The organism is Vibrio sp. R10-SG3-ISO10 (genome assembly GCF_059834185.1).
Map to the genome: position 1 here is coordinate 307,189 of NZ_JCBDHG010000020.1, position 26,139 is coordinate 333,327.

The 26,139-nt window shown below is 45.1% G+C and carries 21 protein-coding genes and 1 riboswitch; of the genes, 12 read left to right on the plus strand and 9 right to left on the minus strand.

Features of this window, described 5'->3' with window-relative positions:
- Positions 1–68: 68 nt before the first annotated feature.
- Positions 69–767, minus strand: coding sequence for an arginyltransferase (locus AC6R16_RS11410; RefSeq protein ID WP_500674422.1), 699 nt, complete (start codon positions 765–767; stop codon positions 69–71).
- A complete protein-coding gene (aat, locus tag AC6R16_RS11415; protein ID WP_500674423.1) occupies positions 764–1,486 on the minus strand; it encodes a leucyl/phenylalanyl-tRNA--protein transferase in 723 nt (240 codons plus the stop codon). The genes AC6R16_RS11410 and aat overlap by 4 nt, the downstream gene beginning before the upstream one ends.
- A gap of 20 nt (positions 1,487–1,506) precedes the next feature.
- On the opposite strand from aat, the gene AC6R16_RS11420 reads away from it, so the two are divergent.
- Positions 1,507–1,962, plus strand: coding sequence for an outer membrane lipoprotein (locus AC6R16_RS11420; RefSeq protein WP_500674424.1), 456 nt, complete (start codon positions 1,507–1,509; stop codon positions 1,960–1,962).
- Between the two features lie 155 nt (positions 1,963–2,117).
- A complete protein-coding gene (gene aroA, locus AC6R16_RS11425) occupies positions 2,118–3,398 on the plus strand; it encodes a 3-phosphoshikimate 1-carboxyvinyltransferase (protein WP_004744346.1) in 1,281 nt (426 codons plus the stop codon).
- 330 nt (positions 3,399–3,728) lie between these two features.
- Here the strand turns inward: aroA and AC6R16_RS11430 are convergent, their stop codons facing one another.
- Positions 3,729–3,977, minus strand: a complete 249-nt coding sequence (locus AC6R16_RS11430) for a YciN family protein (protein WP_004744345.1) — start codon at positions 3,975–3,977, stop codon at positions 3,729–3,731.
- 409 nt (positions 3,978–4,386) lie between these two features.
- Here AC6R16_RS11430 and topA point away from each other — a divergent pair, with 409 nt between their 5' ends.
- From topA to AC6R16_RS11455, 5 genes are all read left to right on the plus strand, one after another.
- A complete protein-coding gene (gene topA, locus AC6R16_RS11435) occupies positions 4,387–7,020 on the plus strand; it encodes a type I DNA topoisomerase (protein WP_500674425.1) in 2,634 nt (877 codons plus the stop codon).
- Between the two features lie 194 nt (positions 7,021–7,214).
- Positions 7,215–8,885 (plus strand): GGDEF domain-containing protein, encoded by a 1,671-nt coding sequence (locus AC6R16_RS11440; RefSeq protein ID WP_500674426.1) that lies wholly within the window; start codon positions 7,215–7,217, stop codon positions 8,883–8,885.
- A 387-nt stretch (positions 8,886–9,272) separates the two neighbouring features.
- The gene (gene glgC, locus AC6R16_RS11445; RefSeq protein WP_500640825.1) at positions 9,273–10,490 is read left to right on the plus strand and encodes a glucose-1-phosphate adenylyltransferase; all 1,218 of its coding nucleotides are present in this window, start codon (positions 9,273–9,275) and stop codon (positions 10,488–10,490) included.
- Complete coding sequence (gene glgA / locus AC6R16_RS11450; protein WP_500674427.1) at positions 10,480–11,943, plus strand: glycogen synthase GlgA; 1,464 nt, start codon at positions 10,480–10,482, stop codon at positions 11,941–11,943. The genes glgC and glgA overlap by 11 nt, the downstream gene beginning before the upstream one ends.
- Positions 11,944–12,096: 153 nt before the next feature.
- Positions 12,097–12,909, plus strand: a complete 813-nt coding sequence (locus AC6R16_RS11455; protein ID WP_500674428.1) for an alpha/beta fold hydrolase — start codon at positions 12,097–12,099, stop codon at positions 12,907–12,909.
- On the opposite strand, the gene AC6R16_RS11460 is transcribed toward AC6R16_RS11455, so the two are convergent.
- The 5 genes from AC6R16_RS11460 to torD form a co-directional block, all read right to left on the minus strand.
- The gene (locus tag AC6R16_RS11460) at positions 12,906–13,211 is read right to left on the minus strand and encodes a putative signal transducing protein (protein WP_500674429.1); all 306 of its coding nucleotides are present in this window, start codon (positions 13,209–13,211) and stop codon (positions 12,906–12,908) included. The two genes, AC6R16_RS11455 and AC6R16_RS11460, sit on opposite strands and share 4 nt — an antisense overlap.
- Positions 13,211–13,903 (minus strand): TVP38/TMEM64 family protein, encoded by a 693-nt coding sequence (locus AC6R16_RS11465; protein ID WP_500674430.1) that lies wholly within the window; start codon positions 13,901–13,903, stop codon positions 13,211–13,213. Before AC6R16_RS11465 ends, AC6R16_RS11460 begins: the two co-directional genes overlap by 1 nt.
- A gap of 150 nt (positions 13,904–14,053) precedes the next feature.
- A complete protein-coding gene (locus AC6R16_RS11470; protein ID WP_500640820.1) occupies positions 14,054–14,644 on the minus strand; it encodes a TfoX/Sxy family DNA transformation protein in 591 nt (196 codons plus the stop codon).
- Positions 14,645–14,777: 133 nt separating this feature from the next.
- Positions 14,778–14,864: riboswitch (cyclic di-GMP riboswitch) on the minus strand.
- A 144-nt stretch (positions 14,865–15,008) separates the two neighbouring features.
- The gene (purR, locus tag AC6R16_RS11475) at positions 15,009–16,016 is read right to left on the minus strand and encodes an HTH-type transcriptional repressor PurR (RefSeq protein WP_500674431.1); all 1,008 of its coding nucleotides are present in this window, start codon (positions 16,014–16,016) and stop codon (positions 15,009–15,011) included.
- A gap of 211 nt (positions 16,017–16,227) precedes the next feature.
- Entirely contained in the window at positions 16,228–16,875 is a 648-nt protein-coding gene (gene torD / locus AC6R16_RS11480; protein ID WP_500640818.1) for a molecular chaperone TorD, read from the minus strand.
- A 237-nt stretch (positions 16,876–17,112) separates the two neighbouring features.
- Here torD and torR point away from each other — a divergent pair, with 237 nt between their 5' ends.
- Positions 17,113–17,826, plus strand: coding sequence for a two-component system response regulator TorR (torR, locus tag AC6R16_RS11485; protein WP_004744334.1), 714 nt, complete (start codon positions 17,113–17,115; stop codon positions 17,824–17,826).
- 101 nt (positions 17,827–17,927) lie between these two features.
- On the opposite strand, the gene elyC is transcribed toward torR, so the two are convergent.
- On the minus strand, positions 17,928–18,731 hold the full coding sequence (gene elyC, locus AC6R16_RS11490; protein ID WP_069665912.1) for an envelope biogenesis factor ElyC: 804 nt from the start codon (positions 18,729–18,731) through the stop codon (positions 17,928–17,930).
- A 113-nt stretch (positions 18,732–18,844) separates the two neighbouring features.
- On the opposite strand from elyC, the gene cmoM reads away from it, so the two are divergent.
- From cmoM to mukB, 4 genes are read left to right on the plus strand one after another with little or no spacing between them, the layout of a single operon-like run.
- Positions 18,845–19,636 carry a tRNA uridine 5-oxyacetic acid(34) methyltransferase CmoM gene (cmoM, locus tag AC6R16_RS11495; protein ID WP_500674432.1) on the plus strand — a complete coding sequence of 264 codons (792 nt, stop codon included), beginning with the start codon at positions 18,845–18,847 and terminating at the stop codon, positions 19,634–19,636.
- 2 nt (positions 19,637–19,638) lie between these two features.
- Positions 19,639–20,973, plus strand: coding sequence for a chromosome partition protein MukF (gene mukF, locus AC6R16_RS11500; RefSeq protein ID WP_500640817.1), 1,335 nt, complete (start codon positions 19,639–19,641; stop codon positions 20,971–20,973).
- Positions 20,954–21,679, plus strand: coding sequence for a chromosome partition protein MukE (gene mukE, locus AC6R16_RS11505; protein WP_500640816.1), 726 nt, complete (start codon positions 20,954–20,956; stop codon positions 21,677–21,679). The genes mukF and mukE overlap by 20 nt, the downstream gene beginning before the upstream one ends.
- On the plus strand, positions 21,676–26,133 hold the full coding sequence (mukB, locus tag AC6R16_RS11510) for a chromosome partition protein MukB (RefSeq protein WP_500674433.1): 4,458 nt from the start codon (positions 21,676–21,678) through the stop codon (positions 26,131–26,133). Before mukE ends, mukB begins: the two co-directional genes overlap by 4 nt.
- Positions 26,134–26,139 lie beyond the last annotated feature (6 nt).

The window sequence follows — 26,139 nt, forward strand, 5'->3', positions numbered from 1 at the left end:
TAAAAATGGACGATTTCAACCGGCGCATAATGCCGATAAAAATGAATTAAGTAAAGTTGGGGCGTATTCTACCCTTGCCAACGCTGATTTACTAGCCTTTGATGACGTTGAAATCGGACTTTATAGTTCATCGCAGGGCATTCATCGATTTGATAGCCTAGGTAAAGCCATTGTTTACCTTGCTCTTGGCAGTATTGGATTTGAAATAATACCGCCAGTGTACCCAGAGAAAGCGCATAGTCAGGGTCAAAATAGGTGTAGAAAGCACTCACGCTGTTGGAAAGAATGTCGGTGACTGCAATGGCAATAATTTTGTCTTGGTCGTAGATATGCAAAAATTGCGTATTGAGCCAGGCACATTGAGAAAAACTGGCGAACTCTTTTTGTTTTGGTGGGTACATAGTCCCGTTGCGGTGTCTTGTTTCAATGTAACGAGAATAGAGCTCAAACCAGTTTTCATCCATCTGCTCTTTAAGCTGCCAAGAGAAAGCTTTTGCTTTGTTCAACAGTCGTTTCTGGTTGCGAGATGTAACAAAATCAGGGATAGACACTCGAATAGCTTGGCACGCGCTGCAAAGGTCACAGTGCGGTTTATAGATGGTATCACCACTGCGCCTGAATCCATTGGCAAGTAACACCTCATAGCTCGAACCACAATGCATAGTCGGATCGAGCGCGACAGCGACGCGCTCTTGTCTATCTGCCAGATAGCTACAAGGGTGGCAATCGGTTAATCCTATGCGTATTTGTTGCAGATCCGAACTCATTGTTCTCCCCATGATTCACAGGTTATTTGCTGTTTTGAGAAACAGTTCTTCAGTAGAGGTTCATTATTATAGGATAGCAGTCTTTGGGTGAATTCTTCACGATCGAGTTCAATTGCACCAAGCGACGCCAAGTGAGGATTCAACACCTGACAGTCAATTAACTGACCGTTATGCTGTTCAAAATGGCGGCAAAAATACCATAGTGCGATCTTAGATGCGTTAGTTTCCAAACTAAACATCGACTCACCGCAAAAAACTTGCCCAATTGAGATTCCATATAAACCACCGACCAATTCATCTCCTCGCCAAACCTCAACTGAGTGGCAACTTCCTTGTTGAGCCAACGTTTTGTAGGCACTGCGCATTTCTTGATTAAGCCATGTCTCTTCTTTGCTTCGGGTCGAGGCGCAGTAGTCGATGACGTGTTCAGTCGCATGATTAATTGTCACGCGGTAAGCCAGCTTTCTTTGAAATTTTTTGAGACTTTTGGCCGGTTGAAATGTCTTAGGATCAAAGACAGCACGTGGCGATGGACTCCACCAAAGAATTGGCTCACCGGGTCCATACCACGGGAAGATGCCATTTTGATAGGCGAGTATTAGCCTTTCTGCACTGAGGTCACCACCAAAGGCGAGTAAACCATTGGGGTCAGATAACGCATCAAAGGTGGAGGGAAACCAAAGTTTGTCGGGATCAAGTTCAGTGAGATAAATCGCCATGAATGAAATGAGGAAAGAAAATGAAGAAGTTACTTTGGATCATATTGGTTTTTCCCTTGATTGCCAATGCAGCCTACCAAAGAAATACGGCTCGCCCAGTCAACGAAGTGGTGTTTGGTCAGGTAGAGACAGTGAGATACATCACCCAGCAAGATATTGTTAAATCGAAAGGCTCTGGATGGGAAACGTTGTTAGGTGCCGTTGTGGGTGGTTTAGTTGGCAACCAGTTTGGTGGAGGCAGCGGTAAAGAAGTGGCGACAGCAGTTGGAGCGGTTGCAGGGGCAGGTATCGCGCGAAGCCAAGCCAATCAAGAATACTCAGTGGAGTATAAGTTGGTAGAAATACTGATTGAAACGGATAAGGGTAAGCTGATTGACGTTATCCAAGATGTCGATAACACCATGTTATTTGAGCGAGGGGACAAAGTTCGTATTCTCTATTTCGATGATGGAGTTCGTGTCGATAAGGAATATTGATAGGGTTTGTTACCAGCGGTTAGGTGAGATAATTATTCAGTGCTATTCGTGATTTGGGTCTGGTTTTACACAGGGAATTTAGATAGGCTGCAAGTACGAAGAATTTTTCATCGTCCCGCTTAGGAAGGCGGGGTGAGCAAGGAATATCAATTTTAATGGAAAGCCTTACGTTACAACCTATCAACAAAGTCAATGGTGAGGTCAACTTACCTGGATCAAAAAGTGTTTCTAACCGAGCTTTACTTCTTGCAGCACTAGCAAGTGGGAAAACTCGACTCACTAACCTACTCGACAGTGACGACATCCGTCATATGCTGAATGCACTGACTCAACTTGGTGTGTCTTATTCATTGTCTGAAGATAAAACAGTATGTGAAGTTGAAGGCCTAGGAAAGCCATTTGATGCGCCACAGGCGTTAGAGCTCTTTTTGGGTAACGCAGGTACTGCGATGCGCCCACTTGCTGCCGCTTTATGTTTAGGTGGTGGTGAATATGTTCTGACGGGTGAACCACGCATGAAAGAGCGCCCAATTGGTCACCTAGTCAATGCGCTGCGTCAAGCAGGTGCTGAGGTTGAATACCTTGAAAACGAAGATTACCCACCACTCAAGATTTTAGGTACAGGCCTCAAAGGCGGTACTGTTGAAATCGACGGTTCTATCTCAAGTCAGTTTTTAACGGCGTTTCTAATGTCAGCGCCACTCGCGCAAGATGATGTGACGATTAAGATTATCGGTGAACTGGTTTCGAAACCATACATTGATATCACGCTGCATATCATGGCTCAGTTTGGTGTAGAAGTAGAAAACAATGACTACCAAGAGTTCGTGGTTCGTAAAGGCCAATCGTATGTTGCGCCAGGAGATTTCCTAGTTGAAGGCGATGCTTCTTCAGCGTCTTACTTCTTAGCGGCAGCAGCGATAAAAGGTGGCGAAATTAAAGTGACTGGCATTGGTAAAAAGAGTATCCAAGGTGATATTCAATTTGCTGATGCACTAGAGAAAATGGGCGCACAAATCGAATGGGGTGACGACTACGTAATCTCTCGCGTCGGTGAGCTCAAAGCGGTTGATATGGACTTTAACCACATCCCAGATGCAGCGATGACGATTGCCACTACCGCATTGTTTGCAGAAGGTACTACCGCGATTCGCAACGTATATAACTGGCGTGTAAAAGAGACAGATCGACTAGCAGCAATGGCGACCGAGCTACGTAAAGTCGGTGCAGAAGTTGAAGAGGGTGAGGATTACATTATTGTCACCCCGCCAGCCAAACTTACCCACGCTGCGATTGACACTTATGACGATCACCGCATGGCAATGTGTTTTTCGCTTGTTGCGCTAAGCGACACGCCGGTGACCATCAACGATCCTAAGTGTACCTCAAAGACTTTCCCTGACTACTTCGATAAGTTGGAAGGGTTGAGTTCGTAGAGGGCGCTGCGCTTTTGGATAACTGGAACGGGCTTCGCCCTAAGGATCGCTGCGCTGCTGGAAAACTAGAGTAGGTGATACGTTTTTGCTCACTATTCTAGTTCTCTAGTTCTCTAGTTCTCTAGTTTTCGGTAGGACGAAGTCCGTTCCCGCATCTGTTTTCCGTAGTGAAACATCCCAAATTAAAAAGGGTTGGCACCATATGCCAACCCTTGCTAATTTCCAGTTATCCAGTTATCCAGTTATCCAGTTATCCAGTTATCCAGTTATCCAGTTATCCAGTTATCCAGTTATCCAGTTATCCAGTTATCCAGTTATCCAGTTATCCAGTTATCCTTCAATCGTAAACTCTTTCGATAAATGGTGCGCTAGATACTTAAACATATTAAACACGGCTGTCGTTTTTGCTGTTGGTAAGCCGTTATCATCGAGGAAGTAGTTTCCTTTAAACACCAACACGTCATCTTTCTCTTCTACGCTCTCTGCGCGCATGCCTTCGAGATAATCTTCGTGGTCTTGGATAATTTGATTGGCGATCATTAACAATTCAAACTGAGAGATGGCCTTTTTGTCACTCATGGAAGTACCTTTGTTAAATTTGTCTTCTATATAAAAGAAGCGATGAGTGGAATTGTAGGCAGTTCGCACGTAATTTCAATTGCGGTAGATCAATGGCATAAAAGCTAATGCTCGATTAGGTTAGTGGGTTTTGTGACTGGTGGCAAAAAACATCATCTTTCATTGGCGTCAGAGATATTGTGCCGTTTAGTATGTGGCGTTTTCTCACTCGGCAAAAAGCACGAAGTGTTCAGCATGGCAAAATTGATTATCAGAAGTAGAAACATCGCTGAATTGTCGAGCAGTCAAGATAGAAATTTAAAAAAGATATTGATCTTCTTGTAATCTCGCTCAATAGTAAAAAAAGAAGCAAAGTATTAAGTATGTCGTGCGATATTTTCGCACTCGATAAAGGACACTTGAGTCAATTATGGGTAAGTCACTGGTTATTGTGGAGTCGCCAGCCAAAGCGAAGACCATCAATAAGTATTTAGGTAAGGACTTCATTGTAAAGTCCAGTGTAGGTCACGTACGTGATCTACCGACTGCTGGCCAAAGCACTGGTCAGAAAGCTGCTGCGGTATCAACCAAGGGCTTAAGTGCTGAAGAAAAAGCACGAATCAAAAAAGAGAAAGATCGCAAGTCACTAATCAAAAAAATGGGTATCGACCCATACCATGGTTGGGAAGCGAACTATCAGGTTCTGCCAGGCAAAGAGAAAGTAGTGGCAGAGCTGCAAAAGCTTGCGAAAGACGCAGACAGCGTTTATCTAGCAACCGATTTGGATCGCGAGGGAGAGGCTATCGCTTGGCACCTTCGTGAGATCATCGGTGGCGATGAAGAGCGATACAAACGCGTTGTATTCAACGAGATTACAAAAAATGCCATCCAGCAGGCGTTCGAGAAACCGGGCGAATTGAGCATGGATGGTGTTAATGCACAGCAAGCCCGCCGTTTTATGGACCGTGTGGTTGGTTTTATGGTGTCACCGCTGCTTTGGAAAAAAGTGGCACGAGGCCTATCTGCTGGTCGTGTACAGTCTGTCGCGGTGAAGTTGTTAGTAGAGCGTGAGCGTGAAATCAAAGCGTTTATTCCAGAAGAGTTCTGGGATATCCACGCAGATACTAAGACTCAAGATAAAACTGACTTCCGTTTGCAGGTGGCGCAGAAAGAAGGCGTCGCGTTTAAGCCAGTCAATGAAGCTGAAACAAAATCAGCGATGGCAGTGCTTGAAAAAGCACGTTACGAAGTTTGTAAGCGCGAAGACCGCCCGACTTCAAGTAAGCCATCTGCACCATTTATCACGTCGACATTGCAACAGGCGGCAAGTACGCGTCTAGGCTACGGCGTGAAGAAGACCATGATGCTCGCTCAACGCCTGTATGAAGCGGGTTACATCACTTATATGCGTACTGACTCGACCAACCTGAGTTCGGAAGCGGTAGAGGCTGTACGTGGCTTTATCGGTAGTGAATTTGGTGAGGCGTACCTTCCGGGGAAACCGAATGTGTACGGCAGCAAAGAAGGTGCGCAAGAGGCGCACGAAGCAATCCGTCCATCTGATGTGGCAGTGAAGGCTGATGATCTAAACGGTATGGAAGCCGATGCTCACAAACTTTACTCACTGATCTGGAATCAGTTTGTGGCGTGTCAGATGACACCAGCAAAATATGACTCAACCACAGTGAGTGTAAAAGCGGCTGAGTATACGCTTAAAGCGAAAGGGCGCATCCTTAAGTTCGACGGTTGGACTCGTGTTCAGCGTCCTTTAGGTAAAAACGAAGATCAGATTCTTCCAGCAGTGCAAGTGGGTGATACGATTGACTTAGTGAGTCTTGATCCTAAACAGCACTTCACTAAGCCGCCGGCGCGTTTCACCGAAGCTGCTTTAGTTAAAGAGCTGGAAAAGCGTGGTATTGGCCGTCCTTCGACTTATGCTTCAATCATCTCAACCATCCAAGATCGTGGTTATGTGAAAGTAGAACAGCGTCGTTTCTATGCTGAGAAAATGGGTGAAATCGTAACAGACCGCCTAGATGGCAGTTTCGACGAGCTGATGAACTACGAGTTCACTTCGCGTATGGAAGAAAAGCTAGACCAAATTGCAGAAGGCGATGCTAACTGGAAAGGTGTGCTAGACGACTTCTTTAAAGACTTTACTGGTGATTTAGAGAAAGCGGAACAAGACGAAGAACAGGGCGGCATGAAGCCGAACCATATCGTCTATACCGATATCGAGTGTCCGACCTGTTCACGTGAAATGGGTATCCGTACTGCCTCAACAGGTGTCTTCCTAGGCTGTTCAGGCTATGCGTTGCCGCCTAAGGAGCGTTGTAAAACGACCATCAACCTCGGCGATGAGGATGGCGTAATCAACGTTCTTGAAGAAGATGTTGAGACTGCTGCTCTACGTGCGAAAAAGCGTTGCCCAATCTGCGAAACGGCGATGGATGCGTACTTAATTGATGACAAACGTAAACTGCATGTTTGTGGTAATAACCCGAACTGTGAAGGTTACATTGTTGAACACGGTGAGTACAAAGTTAAAGGTTACGATGGCCCAGTTGTCGAATGTGACAAGTGTGGCAGTGACATGGTGCTTAAGAACGGTCGTTTCGGCAAATACATGGACTGTACGAGTGAAGATTGTAAGAACACTCGTAAGATCCTCAAAAACGGTGAAGTTGCACCGCCAAAAGAAGATCCTGTGCATCTGCCAGAACTACCATGTGAAAACTCTGATGCTTACTTCGTTCTTCGTGATGGTGCATCAGGCTTGTTCTTAGCTGCAAGCACTTTCCCGAAATCGCGCGAAACTCGTGCACCTTTGGTTGAGGAACTCGTGCGCTTTAAAGACCGCATTTCACCTAAGTTCCATTACCTAACGGATGCCCCTCAGCAAGATCCTGATGGTCTTCCTATGGTAGTGCGCTTTAGCCGTAAATCGAAAGAGAACTACGTTCGTTCAGAGGTGGATGGCAAGCCTTCGGGTTACACTGCGCTCTATGTTGATGGCAAATGGGAAATTACCGATAAGCGTAAAAAGCCAGCCAAGAAAAAATAAATATGTCTCCTGACAAAAAGCAGCCTTAAATAGGCTGCTTTTTTTATGAGCCGTATGATCATCCGTTTTCATTTTGATGAGAGGCATATAAAATTATTCACATATACATATTGTGAATGTAAAGATTCTCAATTGCATTTTTGACAATATAGTAAGTAGCTTCTATTGATTTAGATGACCCACGGAAGGACATCATGAAACAGAGACTCAAGCTGCTGACTTTTTTAGCCTGTGTCAGTGCTACCTTTCTATTTGCTGCGCACAGCATCTCCAAGCAAGTCGTTGACGGTATCGTTAAGGAACTGCTGTGGAAGTATGCACAAATCTCCGCTCACCATGATGCCGAAACATTGCTCGCGCCGATTATTAAAGAAGTGAATCTTGTCAGGCAGCTGGCGGAGCACCCTAATGTCACTTCATGGGGAAGGAACAGCAATGATGAGGTATACCGCTCTGTCGCTGAGGAAACCCTGGACCGATTTCGCTGGCAACTAAAATCAAAAAACTTCTTCATCGTTCTCGATGAAAACTTCGGTTATCACTACAACGATGTACAGAGCGTACGCAAACAATCCTTTCTTCGCTATTATCTCGACCCGACTGCAGTTCAAGACAACTGGTATTTTGAGCAGCGCGATAGTGATGTCGACTTAAGCGTTAACATTGCTCGTGATGCTCATTTAAACCTCACTCGGGTTTGGATCAATCAAAGCATTGTCGAAGATGACCGCTTTCTCGGTATTGTGGGGACAGGCATTGACACCGATTTGTTATTTGAACGCTTCGATGAACATCATTCACATGCTTTAAAGACATTGTTCGTCGACGAAGGGCGAAGAATCCAATTCTTAGTTGATTCGCACAAGTTTCATTACCCTCTAAGGGACAGTGAAAATGCGAAACCCACACTAGGCGACTACATTTCTAACGCTGAAGAATACTCAGCTATAGAAACGTTAATGCAACGTCAAAAATCAGGTGAAGAAGCTGAAGTTTTGATGGTAGAGCAAGAGTCAGGAAAAGCGGTGGTTGCGATTCACTACATTGAAGCTTTGGGATGGTACGAGCTGACCTTTGTCAGTATTGATGCCATGGTTCCTAGTTGGGTGGCGACGAGCCTCTATTTACCGTTAACGGCGGTTGCTTTGCTTTGCGCCTTAATGAGTTATCTTTGTATCGTTAATCATTGGATTTTGCCTGTTGAAAAAGTAAGTAAACGACTCGGAAAACTCTCTAGATTTAAGTCAACGAATCAAAACCTCGATGAGGTAGTCGATTTGATTGAACATGAACTCACTTCGGCAAGAACGGGATTGGAGGAGTTAGTGACTTCACGCACTGAGCAGATAGATAAACTTGCCATATTCGACTTCATTACCGGTCTACACAATCGAAGAGGATTAGAGCGCGAACTGCGTGCCGAGCTTGCTCGCTCTTCTCGTGAGCAACACCAATTTGGGCTTATATGGATTGATGCTGGGCTGTCCCCTTCTAATGGTGGCGTGTTTGACAATGAAAAGCATCAGGATGCACTTAAAGCCGTCGCGTCGAGTTTGACCAAAGCGATTCGAGAATATGATGTAGCGGCGAGATGGGACGATGGTGAGTTTTTACTTCTTGTTCGCACGGATAGTAACAAAATTTTGTTACAGATAGCTTGCCGTATAAAACAGTATGTCGAACAAGCTCAAGCTAGAGATTTAAACCATTCATATTTAATTAATCAACTGTCAGTGGGTGGGACGTTGATTAAACCAAATGTCACTATGCAGCAAGCATTAGCTTTGGCTGATAGCTCTTTATACATAGCGAAATCTGAAACCAAAGATGCGATCTATATACACGAAGAATCAAACGCCGCTTAGTCAAATATTCACAATTCAATACGCCTGTTATGGTAAGTCATCGTACCTCTTTGCGAGCAAGGTCACATTATTGTATACGGTATGTTATAGAGATGTGTCTTGGACATAGGATTCTGTGAGCTATCGCAGGAGGCTAAAAAGTAATAAGTGTGAGCTCGATAGTACAGCATATTTTAAATTGTAATCTTGCTGAAATACGATAAGTTATAATAAACCTTTTGCACAAGGTACAGTAGCGTTTAGCTATCGCCACAAAAGGCGTTGGCAGAGTTATTCTTGCTGCATGTTATGCCAAATAGGACTGGCATATCTATAAAAAATATTGATGAGTCCACCCCTTAAAAAAATGGGCTTGTCACACACAATAAATAAAATGGAGAAATTTAAATGGCTGGTGTTTTGGGAATGATCCTTGCTGGTGGAGAAGGGTCACGCCTTCGTCCTCTTACAGAATCTCGCAGTAAACCCTCGGTTCCTTTTGGCGGTAGTTACCGTCTTATAGACTTCGCTCTTAACAACTTTGTAAATGCTGATTTGATGCGCGTTTACGTTCTTACTCAATTTAAATCCCAATCACTCTTCCACCACCTGAAAAAAGGCTGGAACATCAGTGGCATTACCGATCGATTCATTGATCCAATCCCTGCACAGATGCGAACAGGTAAGCGCTGGTATGAAGGTACGGCAGATGCAATCTACCAAAACCTACGTTTCATGGAGTTAGCAGAGCCTGATCAAGTGTGTATTTTTGGCTCGGATCATATCTATAAAATGGACATCAAGCAGATGCTGGATTTCCATAAAGAAAAAGAGGCCTCTCTGACAGTATCGGCGTTACGTATGCCATTAGATGAGGCTTCTCAATTTGGTGTCATTGAAGTTGATGCTGAAGGACGTATGATCGGCTTTGAAGAAAAGCCGGCGAATCCTAAATCGATTCCAGGTGACCCTGAGCATGCGCTTGTTTCTATGGGCAACTATGTATTTGAAGCTCAGCCACTGTTTTCAGAATTAATCGAAGATGCTGATAACCCAGACTCTTCTCATGACTTTGGTAAAGACATTATTCCAAAGATGTTCCCACGTGGTGACGTGTTCGTTTATGATTTCAGCACAAACCGAATTACTGGTGAGAAAGAAGAAGTCTACTGGCGTGATGTCGGTACGATAGACGCTTATTGGCAGGCGCATATGGATCTGCTTGAAAAAGACGCGCCATTTTCACTGTACAATCGTAAGTGGCCACTTCATACCTTCTACCCACCGTTACCTCCGGCAACCTTTACCGATTCGGTAAATGGTCGTGTGCAGATCATTGATAGCTTGGTCTGTAATGGTAGTTATGTACGTGGCTCACGCATTGAGAAGTCGGTGCTTGGATTCCGTAGTAACATTGCGTCTGCGTGTGACATCAGTGAGTGTATTTTGCTTGGAGACGTTAAAGTCGGTGAAGGGTGTGTCTTACGCCGTGTCATTATTGATAAGGATGCAGATATTGCACCGGGCACCCAAATTGGTGTAAACCTATCGGAAGATAAAAAGCACTTCCATGTGTCGGAAGATGGCATCGTTGTTATTCCTAAAGGAGCAAGAGTTGGCTACTAAGAATTTATCTATTCTATTTGTAGCATCGGAAGTTGAAGGGTTAATCAAGAGCGGTGGCTTGGCTGATGTTGCCAAGGCACTGCCTGAAGCACTACTCGCACTGCAGCAAGATGTTCGTATTACTTTACCCGCCTACCAAAAATTGGCTGGGATCAATGAAGCCCAAGTGGTTCTGGAAACTCAGTTAGAGCATTGGCCTCACACTGAATATCGTGTAAAACAGCTAGAAATCGTTGGTGTGCCTGTGTATGCCATCGATTGTCCGAAGTATTTTGATAGGCCAGAGATGTACGCGGAAAATAATCAAGCGTATGCCGATAACGGCGAACGCTTCGCGTTTTTCAGTGCGGCTAGCCTAGATATGTTACCGAAACTTGGATTCAAAGCAGATATTATTCACGCCAATGACTGGCATACTGGGTTTGTCCCATATCTACTCAAACACCGTTATCATTCGCATGATTTTTTCACTCATACCAAGAGTGTATTGTCGGTACATAACGCCGTGTTTAAAGGGGTATTTAGTTACGATGAACTGCAGTCTCTGCCAGAGATGCACACGCGTTATGCACCGGATGCGGCAGTCAGTGCGACGCACATTACGATGCTAAGAGCGGGGGTAATGAATGCGGATAAGATCAATGCTGTCAGTCCAACTTACGCTCAAGAGCTAAAAACAGAACTTGGCAGCCATGGCATGGCGGCTGAGTTTCAACAGCGCTCAGACGATTTAGTCGGCATACTTAATGGATGCGACTACAGCGCTTGGAATCCTCAAAGTGATACTTACCTACCAGTGAACTACAAGGCGACTCGTCAAAGTATGGTTAGAGGTAAAAAAGCTTGTAAGCGAGAGTTACAGCAAAGGGTAGGGCTAGAAACTCAAGAGGTTGCAGTCTATGGCATGGTTTGTCGTCTAACACACCAAAAAGGTGTTCACTATCTATTACCGATCTTAAGTGATTTTCTTAAGTATCAGGTTCAGGTGGTGATTGTCGGCACCGGTGACCCTGTTCTAGCGTCTCAGCTAAAAGAGATTGCAGCGCTGCATAGCGACAAGTTTGTTTTTGTTGAGGCGTATGACAATGAGTTAGCGCATTTGGTTGAAGCCGGATCGGACTTCTTTATTATGCCGTCCGAGTTTGAGCCTTGTGGTTTGAATCAAATCTACAGCATGGCTTACGGAACGCTACCTATTGTTCGCGGTGTTGGTGGTTTGCGCGACAGTGTCAATGATTATGATGCTGAGCCTGAAAATGCAACGGGTTTTGTATTTGATGAACCAAAGCCAAGTGCTTTGCTTAACGTGTTGCAGCGTTCTTTACTGCTGCACGCGCAGCAACCTAATGAAGTCAAACGCGTTCAATTGTATGCGATGGAGCAGAATTTCTGTTGGAATAAATCGGCAGATGAATACCTATCCTTGTATCACAGTGCGTTGAGCAAACAGTAATATGAAACTAGGCGTCTTTAGGGCGCCTTTTTTGATGGTTACTTACACTTTTAATAAAAGAATAATTAAGAATTGAGGTAAATTGACGTAAATCCCCCTATGTTTATGGTACTCTCCGTAACCAATTTTATTGCTGAGTAAACCCTTTTCGATATGAGTGACACCTTGCTATTTCACAAAACCTTTACCCATCCTACAAGTGATGAATGGGTAGTCTTTGTGCATGGCGCAGGGGGAAGTTCCTCAATTTGGTTTAAGCAAATCAAAGCGTATAAACAGCACTTTAATCTATTACTTATTGATCTTCGTGGTCATGGTAAGTCTAATCAATTGATCAAAGAGTTGATGGCAAACCGCTATACGTTTCAAGCGGTGACAATGGACATTCTTAAGGTGCTCGATCACTTAAAGATACGTTCAGCTCATTTTGTTGGTATGTCTCTCGGCACGATTATTGTTCGAAACCTAGCGGAACTCGCGACAGATAGAGTCAAGTCGATGGTGCTAGGTGGCGCTGTAACGCGATTTAACGTCCGTTCGCAGATATTGGTTAGGCTAGGTGGCATGTGCAAACACGTCATCCCTTACATGTGGCTGTACAGTCTATTCGCTTATATTGTGATGCCGCAGCGTACACAAAGAGAATCAAGGCACTTGTTTATCCGCGAAGCAAAGAAGCTTTGCCAAAAAGAGTTTAAGCGCTGGTTTATTCTCACTTCGGAAGTTAACCCACTGATGAAGTATTTTAAAGATAAGGAATTGCCGATCCCGACGCTCTATTTGATGGGTGAGAAAGACTATATGTTTATTCAGCCTGTCAAAGAGATGGTCGCAGCACATCGTAAAAGTAAGTTACTTGAGATCGCCGATTGCGGCCATGTATGTAACGTCGAGCGACCAGAAGAGTTCAATCACCATTCAATTTCATTTATTCAGCAGCAAATTGAAGCGCCTAAAATCGGTTAAGGTGCTGCTTCTCCGCATTGCCAACATGCGCCAAATTGAGGCTCGTTCACTTCTCCACATTGGTTGCACAGCCAGTTACTGCCGATTTCCGCACTGTTAAATTGCTTGATAACCCCCTTCGCTTGCTTAGCTTGATGAGGGTTAAGTAACCACACATAGGGTTCACTGCTCTCCCCAAAGGGAATTTCCCCTTGGAGCCCAAATACGCCTTCGCCACGGACTTCACATTCAATCTGTTGAGACTTAAGAAGCTCACAAACAATGTGAGCTTCAGTTGGCGTAGATGCGGAATAGATCCTCATTATGCATTTCCGTTTGATGTTGATGGGGACGCCTTAATTTTAGTCATAATCCATTTTGCAATGACAGGGAACAACCCGAGAAGTGCGAAAGAAGCCAAAACGGTAGGAGAGACGATACCCGACAAGCTGTCTATTTGAGCGAGTTGAGTGCCGGCATTTAGGTACACAGCGGTTCCTGGCAACATACCTAGTTGGCTAACCAAATAGAATCGAGTTGTCGCGATGGGAGTCAAACCCATTAACAAGTTGATTAGGAAAAATGGGAATACTGGAATCAATCGCAATGAGAACAGATAAAATGCGCCATCTTTTTCAACGCCTTGATTGATGGCATTGAGCTTGTCACCAAACTTACTCTGTACCCAATCACGTAATAAGTATCGGCTGCTTAAAAATGCGAGTGTTGCCCCAATGGTGCTGGCGAAAGAGACCAACAGTAAGCTTGTCCAGAAACCAAATAGAGCGGCGCCTAAAAGGGTAACGACCGCAGCGCCAGGAATTGAGAAAGCGGTGATAGCAACATAGGCGATAAAATAGCTAGCAGCGGCGATAGTAAAGTTATCTGCGATAAATGCGGCGAGCTCTGCTTGCTGCGCCTTCGCGTTTTCTAGCGTGAGATACTGACCAAAATTTACGCCAAGTAAAACAATTAGTGCGACGAAAACAATTCCTAGGATGATCTTTTTATTCATGTTGTGCAGCTCCATCATATTTCATGGATATCAATTATTAGTGTTACTAGACAAGACAGGGAAAGCAAGCCACAAATTTCAAGATGGCAGATAAAAACCAATAAAAAAGTCAGCACAAAGGCTGACTTCTTAAACAAATTTATTTTTAGGTTAGCTGACTTGAGTTAACAGCTCCTGACGGCGACTTTGGGGGATAACCGACCAGTGTGTCCCTTTAATGGCACCTTCTAAAGCCCAGAGAAGTTCGATGTTTACATCGGAAGAGTGTGTAGTCTGAATGGCTTTAAACGCATGTACGGCTCCCACTTGTTCCAGATTCTCTACCGAATCTATACCAGCTTTCTTGAGCATGCGCTCAGTCGCTAGCCGCAAGTTAGGCAGATCTTTCAAACGATTGGGTTTCGCTTGCGATTGGCATTGCTTCTCTTGATTTGCTGCTTTTAAGGCGACGTTCGCAATCTTTAAGGTTTTATTTGCGTCAGCTGCCCAATCATCACAAAGCGCAAAATACTTCGTCACGACGGGGAATCCGCGTTTTTTGTAAACATAGGGTTCTAGCCCTTGAGACCTGAACTGTTTAGCGAGAGCCGCGTCCGCGCGTACGTGTAGTTTATCGTTGACGACAAGTGCGAACATAGTGTCATCAGCAAAAATGCCAAAGCCACCAAACATTGAGCGAGACTTAATATGTCCTAACTGCTCAAATAAACGCATTGAGTCTTTTAGTATTGGTTTATCCATGCTGTGTTTTCTCGGTGTATAAGTATACGCCACCAATGCAGGTCCGAGAGATTAGCAAAATTATGCAGAGACATTGTCAGTAAGGTGTCATACGAGTGCAAGTAAAAGCGGTATGACAGTTTGCATATTCGCCATCGGCAACCCCGCTACCAGACAATAAATTGTTTAAGGCCGGAGGCTTTGCGTCCCATCCTTTCGAAATGGTTTGCCCTGTTCGTGGCATTAATCGAACACATTAAGAATAAATAAAATCTGCGCAGAACATCACGTTTGTATCGGATAAATGTGATGTTGGTTCAATAAATAGAGGGGAGATATACGCCTAGCCAATAGTACGACTACCAGCTAAGCGTCTGACTTAAGGTTATTTATTTAGATTACGAACGGTATTGCGCTCGACAATTTCTGGGTGCATCTCGAACACACGTTTTTCGTGCTCTTTATCTTTAATGCGCTCAAGAAGAATTTCGAAGGCATTCTTACCAACGCGACGTTTTGGTTGGTGCACTGTTGTTAGAGGTGGAGAGAAGTACTCTGCTAGTTCAATATTATCGTAGCCGATTACTGAGATGTCTTGAGGTATTTGAATGCCTTTCTGTTGTAGACGGCTCATTAAGCCAAGCGCCATCGTGTCATTAAAACAGAACACGGCTGTTGGCTTTTTATCCATCGCCACAATTTTATCCGCAGCCAGTACCGCCGTATCACATTCGAAGTTGCCTTCAAGAATCCAATCTTCGTTTACTGATAAATCAGCTTCAGCCATTGCGCGCTTAAAGCCACTAATACGCTCAACACACGCCGCTTTCTCGAAGTGACCACTTAAACAAGCAATGTCAGTATGACCGCGCTCGATCAGATATTTTGTCGCTAGATAGCCGCCTTCTTCAGAGTTATCGATGATCTTATCGGCTTGAGAACTCTCTGGACCCCAGTCCATTACTACTTTTGGAATGTCTTTGTGGCGGTCGAGCATTTCGCTCAGCTCTTCAGTCAGATCTGAACACATCACTAGGATGCCATCTACACGCTTTTCAGCCAGCATGCGAATGTAGTCGCGTTGCTTCTCATAGATGCCGCCGGTATTACACAGAATCAAGGTGTAACCTTGGCGGTAGCAGTAGCTTTCTACGCCGTCGATAACTTCTGAGAAAAATAGGTTAGTCGATTGCGTCACTAACATACCGATTGTACGAGTAGTGTTGCACTTAAGACTACGAGCAACGGCACTCGGTGCATAGTTAAGCTCGGTTACCGCTTCCATCACTTTTTCTTGTGTCGCTTCGGCAACAAAGCGTGTCTTGTTAATCACGTGAGACACAGTGGTTGTTGAAACACCAGCAAGGCGAGCAACGTCTTTAATAGTGGCCATAAATTTTGTCCTGTCGATGACTGCCACGAGAATATATTCAGTTTAGAATAAGTTGGCAGAAAGTATCAGAAACACAAAAACCGCTCTTATTTAGCGGTTTGTATTTGAATAGTTCATTTTTATCGTTTGCGGTCACGATTTTAGACCGCAATCCGACTTAGGGCAAACATATTTCGTCAAACTGACCTGTGCCAGTTCACATTGTCAGACTCTATTCGCCGATTAAATATGTGCAGTCCAACTCCAAGAACGCCACAGTGAGAGAAGCGATCGCAGAGTAAAAACCGAATTCATCGAGCGTTTGACACTTAGCCGAAAACTTAGGTGTCCAACTTAGAAGGTGCTGACGAATGAAGCTCTCTTGTTCGATAAGCGCTTCTTCAATATGACGCTCTTGCTCAAGTTCATTAGAGCGAATGATAAGGTTACCGAGAAAATCCAGCTCAATGGCAATGTGATCAGCCGGCTCATTTAGGCTTTCATCAACGGCTACACCATGCTCTAGCATTAATGCTTCCATCTCTTTGGCAGGCTTGTCGTTAAGCAGGCCTGTGTCTCCAATGTACATTGAAGCATAAGGCAGTGCCGAGTCGCGGTCAGACTTTAAAAATAGATCACAAAAGTCAGCGGCAAGCTCTAGTTGCGCATCTTCGCGATCGATTAAGCGATTAAGTGCATCAATGACACGATCAATCGACGGTTTAAGAGCGGCATTCTCGCCAAGGCCAGTAAGGAAAGAGCGGATTTGAGCTGAATGGTACTGCTCCAGATTCTCTTCCGTTAATTCCTTGGCGTAAAGGCTTGAAAGCCACCAATAAATTTCCGCACGTTTCTCATTGAATGCTTTGATTTCTTGCATTAGGTATCACTCCCAAAATAACTACCTATTAGTGTAACTAATAAAAATGAATAGCGGTAATGGCTTACGTGACAATAAAAGACGAATTATGAGCATATATTAACAAAGGCGGAGGTTTTGTTTTGAATCAATAAAAAATCATCTTTCTCGTTTTTAAAGTGATAAATACTAGAAATGTTACTATTTATGAATAGAATAAATGATAGAACTATTCCCAATGTAAATTAAGTGGTGCAGATGAGTTATCATGTACTAGTAGTAGAAGACGACGTAGTGACTCGCAGCAAGCTTGTTGGCTACTTTCAGAATGAAGGTTACCAAGTCAGTGAAGCAGAAAGCGGCGAGCAGATGCGAGACATGCTACAAAGCAACGCGATTGATTTGGTGATGTTGGATATTAATCTGCCGGGTGAAGATGGATTAATGCTAACTCGCGAACTTCGCAGTCAATCAGACATTGGAATTATCCTGGTAACAGGACGCACGGACAGCATCGACAAAATCGTTGGCCTCGAAATGGGCGCTGATGACTATGTCACTAAACCTTTTGAATTACGAGAGCTACTGGTTCGAGTTAAGAACTTGCTGTGGCGAATTTCTGCTGCACGTAATTCGTCAGGCTCTGACAGCGCAGCGAAGCAAGATGATAATGTCGTTCGCTTTGGCGAGTGGACGTTTGACGTTCAACGCCGTGCTCTGAGTCGTAACGGGGAGCCAGTTAAGCTGACTAAAGCAGAATACGAACTGTTAGTGGCTTTATCCTCTTATCCGAATCAAGTTCTTAGTCGCGAGCGTATCTTGAACATGATCAGCCACCGTGTTGATGCACCAAACGATCGCACAATTGACGTGTTGATTCGTCGCATGCGAGCAAAAATGGAATTCGATCCAAAGAATCCACAAATTTTTGTCACCGTTCATGGCGAAGGCTATATGTTTGCCGGTGACTAAGGTCAACAAACCCAAACACCAAGCTAACAGACATAAAAATACCGAGGCTTGCCTCGGTATTTTTCTATCTAGGATTTATACCAATCTTATTCAACTTGGTATCAAACTTTGCTTTCAGAAGCTTGCAGCGCTTGCTCTTCATAATCTGACGCCCAATTTCTAAGCTTTTGCCAGATTCTACCAAGAGTTTCATGCCAGTAACGTTCAGTTTGCTCTAGGTATTTCCCTTTCGGTGTGTATTTTTCCCATGCTTGAGAGATGTTGCTGTGCGCTAAATAATTGGTTGGCGCTGGGTAGGGTTTTAGCCCTGCCGAATGAAACTCATTTAGGGCACGCTCCATATGACTTGCTGAAGTCACCACAACCAGTTTTTTGGTATTAACGAATGCTGCCGCTTGTCTCGCTTCTTCCCAAGTGTCTTTGGCGGTTTCTAACAGGATAATGTCAGATTTAGAGACGCCAAGGGCGAGAGCCACTTTCGCCATCATACGTGCATTACTCACTTCAGAGCCGCCCGCATAGCCAGACAAAATCAATTTAGAGCCAGGATAAATACGCATGATGCGAATACCTTCGGCAAGACGCATTAATCCGGTTCGGCTTAATTCAGAAGTGGGTGGGATCTTATCGTCCACAACATGACCACTGCCGAGCACCATAACGTAATCGATCGATTGGTCGACCGGAAAAAAAGCAGAGTATTGGCGTTCAAGCGGCATCAACAAACGAGAAGAGACGGGTTGAAAAGCGATAAGAAAGATGCCGATGAAAGAGAATAGAACAACAAAGCAGCCGGTCTTCTGTTTACGAGTAAACATGATCAACATTAAGCCGAATAGACCGATGATTAGCATCGCGGGAAGCGGCATAAGTAGAGAAGACACAACTTTTTTCAGCTCAAACATACTAAATAGTCCGAAAAAACATCAATTGATTATAATTTAAGAGAAAGCCTCTTTATTCCTGCTTTTCTTATGACAGAATAGCAGCACGATTAGACATGATAACCTAAGCTGCTGTGACTGAAGACCGCAATTTCGACGATATTGCCCACAAATTTGCAAAAAATATTTACGGTTCTGACAAAGGAGAGATTCGCCAAGTCATTGTTTGGGAAGATCTTCAACAGATACTTAATACTGTTGATGGGGCAAATCAGCAACTCAATGTGCTAGATGCAGGTGGTGGATTGGCACAAATGTCGCAAAAGCTAGCTAAGCTCGGACATCATGTCGCGTTATGTGATCTATCTTCTGAAATGCTGCTGTTAGCAGAGCAGGATATTGCAAATAATGGCTTGCTTGAGCAGTATCGCTTCATTCATTCGCCAGTCCAATCGCTTGATCAGCACCTAGAATCCCAAGTGGATGTGGTCTTGTTTCATGCGGTCATGGAGTGGTTAGCTGATCCAAAACCTGCTCTAGAGAAAGTATTAGAGCAGGTTAAGCCAGGTGGGATGGCATCTATCATGTTTTATAACCACCATGGTTTGGTCTATAAGAATGTCGTGTGTGGCAACATTCCGCATGTATTAGATGGGATGCCGCATCGCAATAGATTTAAATTGCAGCCACAAAAAGGCTTAAAACCTGAAGAGGTCTACCAGTGGATTGAAGACGCTGGTTTTTCAATTTGTGGCAAATCTGGCATTCGCTGCTTTAGTGACTACATAGGTAATATGGAGTACATGGGCGATTATCAGTATGAAGATGTGTTGGCACTAGAAAGACAACTGTGCAGAGAAGAGCCATACCTCTCGTTAGGCCGATACATACATGTATGGGCACAAAAGAAAGATAAGCAGGAATAACAATGAGTGAGATGACTCTAAATGCTGAACAGCCGATCGATGAACTTGTCGGTTGGGTTAAGCAGCATGATTTCTCATTGAACCTGACAACAGAGCGACTGGCATTTTTAATCGCTATTGCTGTGCTCAGTAATGAAAGGTTCGATGAAGAATTGGGTGAAGGTGAACTGCATGACGCGTTTACCATTGTTACCCGATTATTTGAAGGAACGGGTGATGCGTCGGCGTTTCGCGCTAACAACGCGATTAACGAAATGGTCAAACAACGACTCATTAGCCGTTTTACTAGTGAATTGACCGATGGAGCCAGTATCTATCGTCTGTCACCTCTTGCGATAGGGATTACCGACTACTACGTCCGACATCGTGAATTCTCCAAACTTAAGCTCTCTATCCAGCTTTCAATGGTTGCTGACGAAATGTCGAAGGCGATTGAGTCCGCGCGTCAGGGCGGAACGCCAGGTCACTGGCGTAAGAACGTCTATGGTGTGCTTAAGTACTCAGTGGGAGAGATCTTCGATCAGATCGATCTGAACCAGCGTGTGATGGATGAGCAGCAGCAGTCGGTTAAGATTCAGATTGCTGAACTGTTAAACAAAGACTGGCGCGACGCCATCAACAACTGTGAAGCACTGCTTTCTGAGACATCCAATACCCTCAAAGAGCTGCAAGATACGCTTCAAGCCGCGGGCGACGAGCTACAGACGCAGATTCTTGATATTCAAGAACTGGTTTATGGTGATGATGAGCTGGAGTTCATCGCAGAAACCTTATTTGGTCTGCAAATGAAGCTTGATCGCATTACCAGCTGGGGTCAGCAAGCGATCGATCTTTGGATCGGTTATGACCGTCACGTCCACAAATTTATTCGAACCGCGATTGATATGGATAAGAACCGAGCATTCAGTTCTCGTTTACGTCAGTCCGTCAAAGAGTATTTCGATATGCCTTGGTACCTGACTTACGCAGATGCTGAGCGCTTAACTGACCTTCGTGATGAAGCTTTGGTACTGAGAGATGATGAAGTTACCGGCCAAGTACCACTAGAAGTGGAATACGAAGAGTTCCAACAGGTCAATGATGAATTGTCAGATCGTATTGCAGGCATGCTTAAAGTTCATAAAGAGCAAGGTGCGCCAATCGATCTGGGCTTAGTGCTACGTGATTACCTAGCACAGCATCCGCAAACTCATCATTTTGATTTAGCACGAATTGTTATCGATCAAGCGGTACGTTTAGGCTACTCAGAGTCTGATTACCAAGCCATTCAACCAGACTGGCAAGCGATCAACGAATTTGGTGCAAAGGTACAAGCAAATGTCATCGACCGATATTAATGAATACATGTCAGATAATCTGGCAAAAGCAATTTCAAATCCTCTGTTCCCTGCACTCGATAGTATGCTGCGAGCAGGGCGTCATATCTCAAGCGAAGATCTTGATAACCACGCATTGTTGTCAGACTTCGAAGTTGAGTTGTCTTCTTTCTATCAACGCTACAACACTGAACTCGTGAAAGCACCAGAAGGCTTTTTCTACTTGCGACCGCGTTCGACGTCACTGATTGGTCGTAGTGTGCTTTCAGAGCTTGATATGCTGGTGGGTAAGGTATTGTGTTTCCTTTACCTTAGCCCTGAGCGTTTAGCGCATGAAGGTATCTTTACCAACCAAGAGCTGTATGAAGAGCTATTGGCACTTGCCGATGAAGCGAAGCTCATGAAGCTAGTAACCAATCGTGCAACAGGTTCCGACTTAGACAAAGAGAAGCTTTTTGAGAAAGTGCGTACGTCGCTACGCCGTCTGCGTCGCCTAGGTATGATCATCAACATCGGTGAAACTGGCAAATTTAGTATCAGTGAGTCGGTTTTCCGCTTTGGTGCTGACGTGCGAGTTGGTGACGATATGCGTGAAGCGCAGCTGCGCCTAATTCGTGACGGTGAAGCGGTTGTGCATACTAAAGAGCCGAGCCAAGGTAGCTTACTAGAACAAACTGACAGCGACGATAACGCTGAACAAGAAATGATGGAAGAGGGTGAAGCATGATTGAAAGAGGTAAATATCAATCGCTAACCATGGTCAACTGGAACGGCTTTTTTGCGCGTACTTTTGATATCGATGGGCTAGTCACCACCCTTTCTGGTGGTAACGGTGCGGGTAAGTCGACAACCATGGCAGCGTTTATTACTGCTCTGATTCCCGATCAAACCTTGCTTCACTTCCGCAACACGACCGAAGCGGGCAGCAGCCAATCTTCTCGTGATAAAGGTCTGTACGGTAAGTTACAAGCCGGTGCTTGTTATGCCGCTCTCGATGTCGTGAATTCACGTAATCAACGTTTGCTGTTTGCAGTTAAGCTGCAACAGGTCGCTGGTCGTGACAAGAAAGTCGACATCAAGCCGTTTGTGATTCAAGGCTTACCAAGCCATATCAAACCGACGGATGTGTTGATCGAAAGTGTTTCAGACACTCAAGCTCGTGTTCGCCAGATCAACGAGGTAAAAGAGTCTATTGGTCAAATTGAAGGTGTGCAGTTCAAAGCCTTCTCTTCGATTGTCGATTACCACTCTCAAATGTTTGAGTTTGGCGTTATTCCGAAGAAATTACGCAATTCTAGCGACCGCTCTAAGTTCTATCGTCTGATCGAGGCATCGCTATACGGTGGTATCTCAAGCGCGATTACTCGTTCACTTCGCGACTACCTCTTGCCACAAAACGGCGGTGTTAAAAAAGCGTTCCAAGATATGGAATCAGCGTTGCGTGAAAACCGCATGACACTTGAGGCGATCAAAACCACTCAGGCTGACCGCGACTTGTTTAAGCATCTAATCACAGAGTCGACTAACTATGTGGCGGCGGATTACATGCGCCATGCTAATGATCGTCGCAACAAGCTTGAGCAGACCTTGTCACTGCGCTCTGAGCTGTTTAGCTCGCGTGAGACTTTGCTAGAACAAAACAACCTGCTTAACCGTGTACAAGAAGAGCTAGAGCTACTGGTTGAATCTGAGTCGTCGCTAGAGCAAGACTATCAGGCGGCTTCAGACTACTTGCAGCTAGTGCAAAACGCACTGCGTCAGCAAGAGAAAATTGAACGCTACCAAGAAGATCTTGAAGAGCTGCAAGAGCGTCTTGAAGAACAGATGATGGTAGTAGAAGAAGCGCAAGAACGTGTGCTTATGGTTGAGGAACAGGCGACGGTTTCTGAGGAAGAAGTCGATAGCTTGAAAACTCAGCTTGCTGATTACCAACAGGCATTGGATGTGCAGCAGACTCGCGCGCTGCAATACCAACAGGCGGTACAGGCACTTGAAAAAGCTAAGCTGCTTTTGCAAAACGAAGATCTCACCGCGGAGTCAGCGCAGGCTTTGGTTGCGCAGCTTAAAGATAACGAAGCGCAAAGCACCAATGAATTGCTGTCCACTAAGCACAAGCTTGATATGTCATCTGCTGCGGCAGAGCAGTTTGAAACAGCATTGAAGCTGGTTAAGAGCATTGTTGGCAATGTGGAACGTAACCAAGCGTCTCAGTCAGCGAAAGTGGCCATCGCTCAAGGTCGAGAAGCACAGCAACTGGTACAAAACGAACAGCAGTGGCGCGCGCAGCATCGTGATGTTGAACGTCGCTTACATAAACAACGTCAGACCCAAGAACTGGTGGGCGAATATCAAAAGCAGCACCATGTTGACTTGATTGACGAACTGACCTTTGAGCAAGAGCGTGAACGTCATGCGATGCAAATTGAATCGCTAGAGATGTCTCAAGAAGAGGTTCGTGAGCAGCGCAGCGAACAGCGCCGCTTGGAGCAAGACGCTTCTGCTGAAATCAAAAAGCTAGAGGCCATTGCGCCAACTTGGATTGCTGCCCACGATGCACTTGAGTCTCTGCGCGAGCAAAGTGGTGCTGACCTCTACGATAGCCAGTCTGTTATGAGTCATATGCAGGTTGTGCTAGAAGAAGAGAAGAAGCAATCTCTAGCTAAAGATAAGTTGGCAGAACGCCGCACGCAGCTTGAAGGTGAAATTGAGCGCTTAGCTTCTCCGGGTGGCTCTAATGACCCACGTTTGAAAGGGCTAGCCGATACGCTTGGTGGCGTATTACTGTCTGAAATTTACGACGATATCACCATTGATGATGCGCCGTATTTCAGTGCTATGTACGGCCCTGCACGTCATGCGATTGTCGTGTCTGATCTATCAGACATCGAAGAGAAGCTGGTGGAATTGGATGACTGTCCTGAAGACCTTTACATCATTGAAGGTGATGTAGATGCGTTTGATGACAGCTCGTTCGATGCAGAAGAGCTTGAAGGTGCAGTATGTGTGCGTATGAACGACCGCCAAATGCGTTACTCTCGTTTACCAGAAATTCCTTTGTTTGGTCGCGCTGCGCGTGAACAGCGTTTAGATCTACTGCGTAACGAACGTGAAGAAGTGGTTGAAGAGCATGCTAAAGCGGCATTCGACTCGCAAAAACTTCAGCGTATGTACCAAGCGTTCAACAGCTTTGTCGCGAAACATATTCAGGTGGCGTTTGAAGCTGACCCTGAACGAGCTCTAGCTGCCATTCGTGACAAGCGTAATCAGCTGGTACGCGTTTTAGCTGATCTTGATGCTAAAGAGCAACAGCAACGCAGCCAACTGCTCGGCAGCAAGCAAGCCTTAGCGTCGCTCGATAAGATTGCGCCGAACATGGCGCTGATCGAAGATGACGCACTATCGGCTCAATTTGAAGAGCTAGAACAGAATCTTGCCAAGTTGACCGAAGCGAAGTCTTTCGTTACCAATCATGGCAAAGCCATTACTGAGCTAGAGAAGATCGTCTCAGCACTTGATGCTGACCCAGAGCAATTCGATGCGCTAGAAGCTGAATATCAAGCAGCTGACCAAAAACTTCAGCAGTTGAAGAAACAGATCTTTGCCCTGTCTGATCTTGTTGAGCGTCGCCACTATTTTGCTTACTCTGACTCGGTTGATTTGCTTAACCAAAGCAGTGAGCTGAGTGAACAACTAAAAGCGAAACTGGTTGAAGCAGAACGCGCGCGTACTCGCTCTCGTGATGAGCTTAAGCAAGCACAAGGTCAAATGAACCAATACAACCAAGTATTGGCATCACTGAAAAGCTCACATCAAGCCAAACTAGAAACGGTTCAGGAGTTCAAACAAGAGCTTCAAGAATACGGTGTGACTGCTGATGAAGGGGCTGCAGAACGCGCAATGCGTCGCCGCGATGAACTTCAGGAGCGCTTACATACATCTCGCTCGCGTAAGAGTGAATATGAGCGAACCATCACGTCTACTGAGCTAGAAATGAAGTCGCTCGCTAAACGCTTGAAGAAGGTTCAGAAAGAGTACGTTGAACTGCGCACGTTTGTTGTGGCTGCGAAAGCGGGTTGGTGTTCGGTGCTGCGTTTGGCGCGTGAGAACGATGTAGAACGTCGCCTGCATAAACGCGAATTGGCTTACATGTCTGATAACGAATTACGTTCGATGTCAGATAAATCACTCGGTGCGCTTCGTCTGGCTGTGGCCGATAACGAAGACCTACGTGATGCGCTTCGCCTCTCTGAAGATAATGCACGACCAGAGCGCAAAGTTTTGTTCTATATTGCCGTTTACCAACATCTACGTGAGCGTATCCGTCAGGATATTATCCGTACCGATGACCCGGTTGAAGCGATTGAAGAGATGGAAGTTGAGCTGGCTCGATTAACCGAAGAGCTGACGCAACGTGAAAACCGATTAGCGATCAGCTCAGAGTCTGTGGCGAGCATTATTAAGAAGACGATTCAGCGAGAGCAAAACCGTATTCGTATGCTTAACCAAGGTCTGTCAAACATCTCGTTTGGTCAGGTGAAAGGTGTACGCCTCAACGTGAAGATTCGTGAGAGTCACGAAGTGCTTCTCAATGGCTTGTCGGCGCAACAAGAGCAGCATAAAGACTTGTTTGAATCGCCTCGCTACACCTTCTCGGAAGCTATGGCCAAGCTGTTCCAGCGTGTTAACCCACATATTGATATGGGGCAGCGCTCTCCACAGGTACTGGGTGAAGAGCTTCTTGATTACCGTAACTATCTAGAGTTAAGTGTTGAAGTTAACCGTGGTTCAGATGGTTGGCTACAAGCAGAATCCGGTGCACTCTCAACGGGTGAAGCAATCGGTACAGGTCAATCGATTCTTCTTATGGTGGTACAAAGCTGGGAAGAAGAATCACGTCGTCTGCGTAGTAAAGACATTGTTCCTTGTCGTCTGTTGTTCCTTGATGAGGCTGCTCGTCTGGATGCCAAGTCGATATCGACCTTGTTCGAACTGTGTGACCGTCTAGACATGCAGCTTCTGATTGCCGCACCAGAGAACATCAGCCCTGAAAAAGGCACCACCTACAAGTTAGTACGTAAAGTGTTTAAAGATCACGAGCACGTGCACGTGGTGGGCTTGAGAGGCTTTGGTCAGGAGAAAAAGGCCAATAGCGAAGTTCAACAACTGGTCGAAGAACTGTAAACGTAA